Annotated in this window: 8 protein-coding genes; 5 read left to right on the forward strand and 3 right to left on the reverse strand. The window is 68.1% G+C overall.

The window, feature by feature from the left end; all coding sequences use genetic code 11:
- The first annotated feature begins 25 nt into the window (after positions 1-25).
- Positions 26-1000, forward strand: a complete 975-nt coding sequence (locus tag K9U41_RS11610) for a quinone oxidoreductase family protein (RefSeq protein WP_282640996.1) — start codon at positions 26-28, stop codon at positions 998-1000.
- A 115-nt stretch (positions 1001-1115) separates the two neighbouring features.
- Here K9U41_RS11610 and K9U41_RS11615 read toward each other — a convergent pair whose 3' ends face one another.
- Positions 1116-1919: a gamma-glutamylcyclotransferase family protein gene (locus tag K9U41_RS11615; protein WP_282640997.1), complete on the reverse strand. Its 804-nt coding sequence runs from the start codon at positions 1917-1919 to the stop codon at positions 1116-1118.
- 170 nt (positions 1920-2089) lie between these two features.
- On the opposite strand from K9U41_RS11615, the gene K9U41_RS11620 reads away from it, so the two are divergent.
- Positions 2090-3130 carry an HpcH/HpaI aldolase/citrate lyase family protein gene (locus K9U41_RS11620; protein WP_282640998.1) on the forward strand — a complete coding sequence of 347 codons (1041 nt, stop codon included), beginning with the start codon at positions 2090-2092 and terminating at the stop codon, positions 3128-3130.
- 277 nt (positions 3131-3407) lie between these two features.
- Entirely contained in the window at positions 3408-3731 is a 324-nt protein-coding gene (gene hspQ, locus K9U41_RS11625) for a heat shock protein HspQ (protein WP_149577683.1), read from the forward strand.
- Positions 3732-3887: 156 nt separating this feature from the next.
- On the opposite strand, the gene K9U41_RS11630 is transcribed toward hspQ, so the two are convergent.
- On the reverse strand, positions 3888-4685 hold the full coding sequence (locus K9U41_RS11630; protein WP_282640999.1) for an invasion associated locus B family protein: 798 nt from the start codon (positions 4683-4685) through the stop codon (positions 3888-3890).
- A gap of 350 nt (positions 4686-5035) precedes the next feature.
- Here K9U41_RS11630 and K9U41_RS11635 point away from each other — a divergent pair, with 350 nt between their 5' ends.
- Positions 5036-6889 carry an extracellular solute-binding protein gene (locus K9U41_RS11635; RefSeq protein WP_432715776.1) on the forward strand — a complete coding sequence of 618 codons (1854 nt, stop codon included), beginning with the start codon at positions 5036-5038 and terminating at the stop codon, positions 6887-6889.
- A gap of 32 nt (positions 6890-6921) precedes the next feature.
- On the opposite strand, the gene K9U41_RS11640 is transcribed toward K9U41_RS11635, so the two are convergent.
- Positions 6922-7395, reverse strand: a complete 474-nt coding sequence (locus K9U41_RS11640; protein WP_282641000.1) for a hypothetical protein — start codon at positions 7393-7395, stop codon at positions 6922-6924.
- A 488-nt stretch (positions 7396-7883) separates the two neighbouring features.
- On the opposite strand from K9U41_RS11640, the gene K9U41_RS11645 reads away from it, so the two are divergent.
- Positions 7884-8786: an SH3 domain-containing protein gene (locus K9U41_RS11645; protein ID WP_282641001.1), complete on the forward strand. Its 903-nt coding sequence runs from the start codon at positions 7884-7886 to the stop codon at positions 8784-8786.
- Positions 8787-9031: the final 245 nt, after the last annotated feature.

Here is a 9031-nt window from a genome sequence, read left to right on the forward strand (position 1 = left end):
CGCGGCGAAAAAGGGGTCTGGCATCATGGTCCATGCGGTTCGGGTGCATCAGACGGGCGGTCCCGAGGTGCTGACCTATGAAACGGTCGAGGTGCCTGCGCCGGGACGCGGCGAGGTGCAGATTCGCCACACCGCCATCGGCCTCAACTTCATCGACGTCTATTTCCGCACCGGCCTCTACAAGGCCGCGAGCCTGCCTTTCATCCCCGGCAACGAGGGTGCCGGCGTGGTGGAGGCCGTGGGCCCCGACGTGAACGACTTCCACCCCGGCGACCGCGTCGCCTATGCCATGGCCATCGGCGCCTATTCGGACGTGCGCAACGTGCCGGCCGCCGTGCTGCTGCACCTGCCCGCTTCCATCGACGACCAGACCGCCGCCGCCATGATGCTGAAGGGCATGACCGCGCAGTATCTCGTGCGCCGCACCCATCACATCAAGCCGGGCGACGTGATCCTGGTCCAGGCGGCGGCCGGCGGCGTGGGGCTCATCCTGTGCCAGTGGGCCAAGCATCTGGGCGCCACCGTGATCGGCACCGTGGGCTCCAGGGACAAGGCGGAACTGGCCCTGTCCCACGGCTGCGACGAGGTGATTCTCTACCGCGACGAGGATTTCGTGCACCGGGTGAAGGAGATCACCGCCGGCAAGCTGTGCGACGTGGTCTATGACGGGGTGGGACAGGCGACCTATCCCGCCTCCCTCGACTGCCTGAAGCCGCTGGGCCTGTGGGTGAGCTTCGGCAACGCCTCCGGCGCCATCAAGAACTTCGACCTGCTCCAGCTCTCGCAGAAGGGCTCGCTGTTCGCCACCCGGCCGACACTCGCCACCTTCGTGGCCAAGCGCCACGACCTGATCGCCACCGCCAACGACCTGTTCGAGGCGGTGCTGACCGGGGCGGTGAAGATCCCGGTCCACCAGACCTATGCGCTGAAGGACGTGCAGAAGGCCCACAAGGACCTCGAAGCGCGCAAGACCACGGGCTCCACCCTGCTGCTGCCGTAGGCTACCACCTCTCTAGAGCGTTTTCCGCTCGCCCTGGCTCACGGAAAACGCTCTAGAACCTTGCGTGAACGCATTTTCTTCACGCGAACCGGTACCCACTTCGCTCGAAAATGCTCTAGCGCGGCGCCGCCGCGTCCATCAGATGGCGGGCGGCATAGAGTTCCGGATAGAGCCGCTTGCGGAACTGGCTCGCCGCTGGCTCCGTGCTCGCGAGCAGCCGGTCGATGGCGCCGGCCTGCTCGGTTTCAGCCCAGGGACGGCGGGGCGTGGGCCGGTCGTCGAGCCAGAATGGGCTCCAGTCGAACGTGGTCTCGATCAGCTCCCGCGCGAAGGCGCCGCCTTCCGCCAGCGCGCCCTGCAGCACCACGTCGATATAGGACTGGACCAGCGGAAACGCCGCGTCGGGCAGAACGAGATCGTCCGGCGCGCCGGCCTCCCGGTTCATGTCGATGCCTTTCGGCACATAGATCCACACCCGGCCGGAGCGCGGCAGGCCCTGCCAGCCCACCGCCTCCACCAGGGCCGGGTCCACCTCCACCCGCCGGTAGCCGCCCTCGCGCCGGTCGAAGGCGGCCATCTCCTCGGCGTCCCGCACCGGGAAGACCACGCCATTGATGGAGGACGGCTCTTCCCCCTCGCGGCGATGGCGCAGCCCCATGGCGGTGAACCCCGCCCCGGACCGCGCCCCGCCGCGGGCAACGAAGGCCCGCACCAGGCCGAATTGCGCGGAAACCCGCGCCGGGACCGCGACCACCTGCCGCCGCGACGTGGACGTGCGCGACGGCTCGCTGATGAGGGTGCCGTAGCCGAACAGGAAATCCGTGGGCTGGTCGGGCAGCCCCTCGCCCCAGAAATCGCCCGCCGCCGCCGGACCGGACGCCGCGACAAGACCCGCCAGACCGGCGAAGCCCCAAAGCACATCCCGTCGCGACGGCGATCGACGCCCGCGACGGACCTCCCCCGCATGCCGGCCGCCCGGTACGCCTACCGTGAAGTCGTGTTGCACCGGCCCGCCACCTATGCTGCATTGCATTCAACAGGTTGGCGGCCCAGGCACGAGGCCGTGCCGCCAAATCCACGGGGGGACACATGAAGCTGCCGCGCCAATTCTTCAAGCCGCTGGCCATCGGTGCGCCTGCACCTTACCGCGAGCTGCCGGTGCAGCTTGAGCGCATGATCCATTTCGTGCCGCCGCACCTGGAAAAGATGCGCAACAAGGTGCCGGAGATCGCCAGGCAGGTGGACGTGGTGCTCGGCAACCTTGAGGACGCCATCCCCTCCGACGCCAAGGAAGCCGCGCGCCGGGGCTTCATCGAGATGGCCAAGGCCACGGATTTCGGCGCCACCGGCCTGTGGACCCGCATCAACTGCCTCAACAGCCCCTGGGTGCTCGACGACATCGTCGAGATCGTAAGCGAGATCGGCGCCAAGCTGGACGTGATCATGCTGCCCAAGGTGGAAGGCGCCTGGGACGTGCATTATCTCGACCAGCTGCTGGCCCAGCTGGAGGCCAAGCACGCCATCGGCAAGCCCATCCTCATCCACGCCATCCTGGAGACCGCCGAGGGCGTGAAGAACGTGGAGGAGATCGCCAGCGCCTCCCCGCGCATGCACGGCATGAGCCTGGGACCGGCGGACCTTGCCGCCTCCCGCGCCATGAAGACCACCCGCGTCGGCGGCGGGCATCCCGACTACAAGGTGCTGGCGGACGCGGATGGCGACGCGCCGCGCGCCGGCTACCAGCAGGACCTGTGGCACTACACCGTCGGCAAGATGGTGGACGCCTGCGCCGCCAACGGCATCAAGCCCTTCTACGGCCCGTTCGGCGATTTCTCCGACCTCGCGGCCTGCGAGAGCCAGTTCCGCAATGCCTTCCTGCAGGGCTGCGTGGGCGCCTGGTCGCTGCACCCCACCCAGATCGACATCGCCAAGCGCGTGTTCTCCCCTGATCCGGGCGAGGTGGCCTTCGCCCTCAAGATCCTGGAAGCCATGCCCGATGGCGCCGGCGCGGTGATGATCGACGGCAAGATGCAGGACGATGCAACCTGGAAGCAGGCCAAGGTGATCGTGGACCTTGCCCGCATTGTCGCAGCCAAGGATCCGGAAATGGGCAAAGCCTACGGACTGTGACAGAATTGATTAACATTGCAGGATATTGCCGTAACGGAAGGTCAATCGCGACGGCACAGTGAAGAGGCGGGACATGGGCAGTCACGACAAAGCGCGCGCGAAACCCGCCACCGGCGCGCCTGCGCCCGATGGCAATTCCATCGCGTCGGCACCCGAGGCCGGCGCTGTGGCGCAGGACGCCAAGGCCGGAGCGGCCGAGGGCAAGGGCATCGCCGGAGCGGCTGAAGGGGCGGGCGCCTTGCCGCTCGCAGGCGCGGCGGCGGATTTCCAGTCCACCATGCGCGAGGCGAAGTTCCGCATCGGAGAGGTGGTGCGGCACAAGCACTTCCCCTTCCGCGGCGTTGTCTTCGACGTGGACCCGGTGTTCGACAACACCGAGGAATGGTGGCTCTCCATTCCCGAGGAGATCCGTCCCCACAAGGACCAGCCCTTCTACCACCTGCTCGCCGAGAATGCGGACAGCGAATATGTGGCCTACGTCTCCGAGCAGAACCTGGAGCGGGACTTCTCCGAGGAGCCGGTGCGCCATCCCAAGGTGAACGAGGCCCTGACCGACGACGGTGCCGGCGGCTGGCGGGTGCGGCGCGACCTCATCAACTGAAGGCTCGTCGCGCAACCGGGGCGGGCCCTTCGGGGTCCGGGCCGCAGGAACCCTCAGACATGAAAAAGGGCCGGCATCCTCATGCCGGCCCTTTTTGCTGAAAGCTGGCAGGGCGGCGCGCCGCCCTGAAATCACCGCCTCAGGATCACAGTCGGATCACTGGGCGCCCTGCGCCTTGGCGCGCTCAAGCTCCTGGCCCTTCTTCAGGAGAGCGGCCTTGCCTTGCTCTTCCTGCTGCTGGGCCGCGGCGCGGGCTTCTTCCATGCGCTTGCGCTCCTGCTCCATGGCCACCTTGGCATCCATGCCGGGGCCATCATAGGCCTTGCCGAAATCGGCGTTGGAGATGGGCAGGCTCAGGGTGCGGCCGGTGCCGTTCACCATCTGCAGGTACACGGCATTGGCCTTGCGGAACTTGGCTATGAAGCTGCCGTCCACTTCAAGGTCGCCGATGCAGGTGGCGCCGCCGCCCTGGATGGGCTGGCACAGCACGAACGGGATGTTCACCGGGTCCTTGTCAAGGGTGATGCGCAGACCGGGCTGCAGGCGCATGCCGAGGGGCACGGAAATGTTGATGCGCTTCTTCGGCTCATCCTGCATCTCGACGATGTCGACCTTGGCGATGGCCTGGTTCTCGACGCCGAGCACCTGGGTGAGCACGCACACCTGCTTCTTCCGCTCCGGGATCTCCTGGCAGATCTTCTGCCACGGAGAGGCGGAGAATTTCACGTCGGCTTCGCCCTGCGGGGCACCGCCGGCGGGCGCCTGCGCGGCCGGAGCCGGGGCCGCCGGAGCGGCGGGCTTGGCGGCAGGAGCGGCGGGCTTGGGGGCCGGCTTGGCCGCAGGCGCGGGCTGGGCCGGCTGGGTCTGGGAGAAGGCCGGGCCGGCGAACGCCACAGCGAACAACGTGGCGGCAACCCCGGCCGTGAGCCGCGCGTTGAATTTGGTCATGGTCATCGTGGCCTTTCTTGTGGTCTGAGCCGCCGGGGCTCCGGCCGCGCACGCGCTGAGGCCGGGGCCCCGCACCCCCCTCTCTCGGACACCGGCTCTCTCCAGCCCAATTGAGGCGAGAAGGTGACGGGCCGCAGCCGCACGGGGAACACGCTCGCCCACACCCGTTCCAAGCGTCGGGACAGCGTGTGCTACCTTGCCGAGGAATAAGGCCAACAAACGGCCGACAGGCTGGTTTGAACAGTCAAATGTGCCGCGGCGGTACGGTGAGAATACTGCGGCGGTCCATACGATTCGTGAACCGGCCGGTGTGCATGCTGGCGCCGCGGCCGGCGGCAAGAAGCTGGGAAGGCGTCATGAGGAGCTGTTTCAGCCTGCGTTCCCGGGGTCGGCTCCGGTCCGGGGGAGCCGCCACGCCCTGGTTCCTCGCGGCCCTTCTGTCCGCGGTCGCACTTGCGGGGGCGCCGGTGCAAGCGCAGGCGCTGGACCGGGCGCCGGCCATCGCCATGCGTGGCACGCCGGACCTGCCGCCAACCTTCACCGCCCTGCCCTACGCCGACCCGACCGCCCCAAGGGGCGGCCATCTGGACCTGTCGCTGCTGGGCACCTTCGACAGCCTCAACCCCTTCATCGTCAAGGGTTCGGCGCCGCTCTTCATGCGCAATTACGTGATCGAAAGCCTGATGGCGCGTTCCCTCGACGAGCCGTTCACGCTCTACCCGCTGCTGGCGCAGAGCGTGACCACCGATGCCGAGCGCAGCTTCGTCGCCTTCGCCCTGAACCCGGCCGCCCGCTTCTCCGACGGCACCCCCGTCACCGCCGACGACGTTTTGTTCTCGTTCGCGCTCATGCGCGACATGGGCCGGCCAAACCACCGTCTCTATTACGGGAAAATCGCCAAGGCCGAGGCGCCGGACGCCCACACCGTCCGCTTCACCTTCGCCGAGCCGGACCCGGAGCTACCGCTCATCATGGGCCTCATGCCCGTGTTCAAGCAGGCCAGCATCGACCGCGACCGCTTCGAGGAGACGACGCTCACGCCCCTCACCGGCTCCGGCCCCTACCGGGTCGGGGCGGTGGATGCGGGCGCTTCCGTCACGCTGGAGCGCAACCCGGACCATTGGGGGGGTGCCGTGGCGTTCAACCGCGGTCTCTATAACTTCGACAGGATCCGCTTCTTCTACTTCAGGGACGCCAACACCGAGTTCGAGGCCTTCAAGAAGGGCCTGATCGACGCCCGGTTCGAGACCGACCCCGGCCGCTGGGAGACCGGGTACGACTTTCCCGCCGCGCGCGCTGGCGATGTGGTGAAGGAGCTTGTTCCCACTGGCACGCCAAAGCCTTACTCGGCCTTCGTGTTCAACACGCGACGCCCGCTGTTCGCCGACCGCCACGTTCGCCAGGCGCTCATTGAGCTGTTCGATTTCGAATGGCTCGACAAGAATTTCTACCACGGCCTCTATCGCCGCACCGCGAGCTTTTTTGAAGGTTCGGAACTGTCAAGTTCGGGCGTGCCAGCCGACGCCCGCGAGCGATCACTGCTCGCCGCCTTCCCCGATGCCGTGGTGCCCGATGTGCTGGCCGGCACCTTCCGCCCCCCGGTCTCCGACGGCTCCGGCCGCGACCGCGATCGGCTGAAGGCCGCGCTCCAGCTTCTCGACAAGGCCGGGTGGATGCTGCGGCAGGGGGCGCTGGTGAACCGGGAGACCGGACGGCCCTTCGCCTTCGAGATCATGGTGGCCACCCGCGAGCAGGAACGCCTGGCCCTCGCCTACCAGAGCCAGCTCAAAAGGGCGGGAATCGCGGCGCAGGTGCGGTATGTGGATGCAGTGCAGTTCGATTCCCGGCGGGGCGCCTATGATTTCGACATGATGCCCTATGCCTGGGGCCAGTCGCTCTCCCCGGGCAACGAGCAGGCCTTCTATTTCGGCTCCGCCGCCGCCGACACGCCGGGCTCGCGCAACTATATGGGCGCGAAATCCCCGGCCATCGACGCCGCCATCGCCGCCCTGCTGGCGGCCCGCGACGAGGATGACTATGTGTCTGCCGCCCGCGCCCTCGACCGGGTGCTGGTGTCCGGCGCCTATGGGGTGCCATTGTTCCACACGCCCGGCCAGTGGCTCGCCCGCTGGACGCGGATCGAGCGGCCCAGGCGCGCTTCCCTCTACGGCACCCTGCCCGAGACCTGGTGGCGCGTCCCCGGCAAATAGGCTCCCGGCAAGTAGGCTCCCGGCAGCTCGGATTACGCCGGCCGCGCCCGCACCGCAGCGAAGCCGAGGCCGATGAAGGCGAGCAGCACCACGCCCTGCGCCACCGCGAAGGCGGGCGCGCCCTGGGTCGGCGCCACGGCCTGGAGCGCCGGCACCTTGGCGAAGGCCTGGGCAACCGCCACGAACACCAGGAAATAGAGGCTCGCCACCGCCGTGCCCGCATAGATGCCGTGCCAGCGCCCCTGGAGCCCGGCGGCGGAGCGGGCGTAGATCGCAGGCAGCAGCACGAGAATGGCCACCGCCCCGACCACATGGGACGGAAGGACACCATTGAAGGGAAACAGAAATCCGGTGGCGCTGGTGAGGAAGGCGAGGGCGAGGAAGGTAGTGGCCGTGGTGGGACGGTCGAGGCCACGGACGAGGCCCGCCACCACCGCGATACCGGCGGCGATGGCGAAGAGGCTGATATAGGTATGGATGCCGGTCAAAGTCGTCGGGTCGAACATGGCTGGCGCTCCCTGAGGATACCAAAGCTTAGCAGTCCGCCGCGCGCCCGTATTGCAGGATAGGCGCCGGCAGGGGCCGCGCTTGCGCGCCGGTCGCCCAGCAAGCGCCCATCCGGGCGAATTTCCAAACGATCCCTAGGTGTTTTCCCCGGCTACCGTATGGGCACATATCGGCCGCATTTTGTCGCCACGCTCGTCGATGCCTTGCAGGCGGTATGGTTTGCAGGCGAACCGTTCTTCAGATGTTTCCATTTCAGGTGCATCTTTCAGGAGCCGCCGTTGCGGGCGGTCTTGCCGGAACGAGGGAGGAAGAAGGCCACAGTTCGCGCGCCAACGGTTTGAAACGGAGCAGGTTGCGTTTTGAGGCTGCATCGCGAGGCGATCTCTTCTGAAGGCAATAAGCTCCGCGCGCGATCGACAGGCCCAGAGAAATGGATCCTCGAGCCTCTGCCTCTTCCGGCGCAGACGGCTTGGCAGGAGGTATATATATGGCTGGCCTTGGACGCGCCCAGCGCCGCTCCGGCGGTAAGGAAGACACCTTCCGGGACTATGATCCCGATGGCAGCTTCGACGTTCCGTATGATCGGCGGGATACGGCCCGCCCCCGCATCGGTACAAGCACGCGCGGTCGCCCGCCACGGCGCAGGGCGCGCGACGGGCTCCTGCTGTGGCGTGCCCTGGCCCTTTCCGCTTCGGTCCTGATCCTCGGCATGGGCGGCGTGGTCGCCTACCACGCCATCGGTCCCAACCGTACTGCCCAGGATCGCCTTGCCCAGGATCGTCCTGCCCCGCCCGGTGCGGCCCCGAGAGCCACGGCCTCGACCACCACCACCGCAAGCGCCGCCAGCGACGCCCGCCCGCCAAAAGCCGTCGCCCTCAACACCGCGGATGGCGGGCACGCGCAGATGTCCACCAAGGTCGCCTCCATCCTCGCTGCCCCCTCGGCCCCGCCAGCTCGGCCGGAGCAGGCCACCGCGCGTCCGATAGCGACCGGCCCGGCGGAACCGACCCCCACCGCCGCCGATTTCGCCCGCCCGGCCTTCCTCGAACCGGTCAGCGGCGACGAGGCGGGCGACGAGGCGAGCCTGCCCGAGGGCGCCACGCAGACCGTTTCCGATACCGCGCCGTCAGCCGGCGCGCCCCTTCCCAAGGCCAAGCCCCGCGCCCTCGCAGTGGCGTCGGCGGATGCCGGGAAGGCCGCCGCCGATGACGGCCGCACCGCGCGCATCCGCACCGCCGTGACCGTGCGCTCGGGGCCGAAGCGTTCGGCATCCGTCATCGGCACGCTGGAAGAGGGCACCAAGGTGACGCTCTATTCCTGCAAGTCCTGGTGCGAGGTGTCATCCGGCGACAAGCGCGGCTTCGTCTACAAGGCAGCGGTGGCGCAATAGGACCAAGGCCGATGGGCACACGCCCCGGCGCCGGTCGCAGGGGACTGCGGCGCCGGGGTCCGACCGGCGTGCCTGTCCTGCCGCCGCCGGCTCCAAACTCAAGAAAAGAGAACACGTTGTCCGATCAGATTGCGAAGCAGTCTGGTCGACGCGTGCTCTAGCCCGCGGCTCCGGTTCCGGGTAGCGTCGCGGGAAACCGGACGGACCATTTGCCCAAGCGCCCCACCAAGCCCCCATCCCAGCCT

It is taken from the genome of Xanthobacter autotrophicus (assembly GCF_029991245.1).
GTDB lineage: Bacteria > Pseudomonadota > Alphaproteobacteria > Rhizobiales > Xanthobacteraceae > Xanthobacter > Xanthobacter autotrophicus_C.

What these genes read in the sequence shown, in the direction of transcription:
- K9U41_RS11610 (WP_282640996.1), top strand. Translation starts at nt 26, where the DNA reads ATGGTCCATGCGGTTCGGGTGCATCAGACGGGCGGTCCCGAGGTGCTG.
- K9U41_RS11635 (WP_432715776.1), top strand. Translation starts at nt 5,036, where the DNA reads ATGAGGAGCTGTTTCAGCCTGCGTTCCCGGGGTCGGCTCCGGTCCGGG.
- hspQ (WP_149577683.1), top strand. Translation starts at nt 3,408, where the DNA reads ATGCGCGAGGCGAAGTTCCGCATCGGAGAGGTGGTGCGGCACAAGCAC.
- K9U41_RS11640 (WP_282641000.1), bottom strand. Translation starts at nt 7,395, where the DNA reads ATGTTCGACCCGACGACTTTGACCGGCATCCATACCTATATCAGCCTC.
- K9U41_RS11620 (WP_282640998.1), top strand. Translation starts at nt 2,090, where the DNA reads ATGAAGCTGCCGCGCCAATTCTTCAAGCCGCTGGCCATCGGTGCGCCT.
- K9U41_RS11630 (WP_282640999.1), bottom strand. Translation starts at nt 4,685, where the DNA reads ATGACCATGACCAAATTCAACGCGCGGCTCACGGCCGGGGTTGCCGCC.
- K9U41_RS11645 (WP_282641001.1), top strand. Translation starts at nt 7,884, where the DNA reads ATGGCTGGCCTTGGACGCGCCCAGCGCCGCTCCGGCGGTAAGGAAGAC.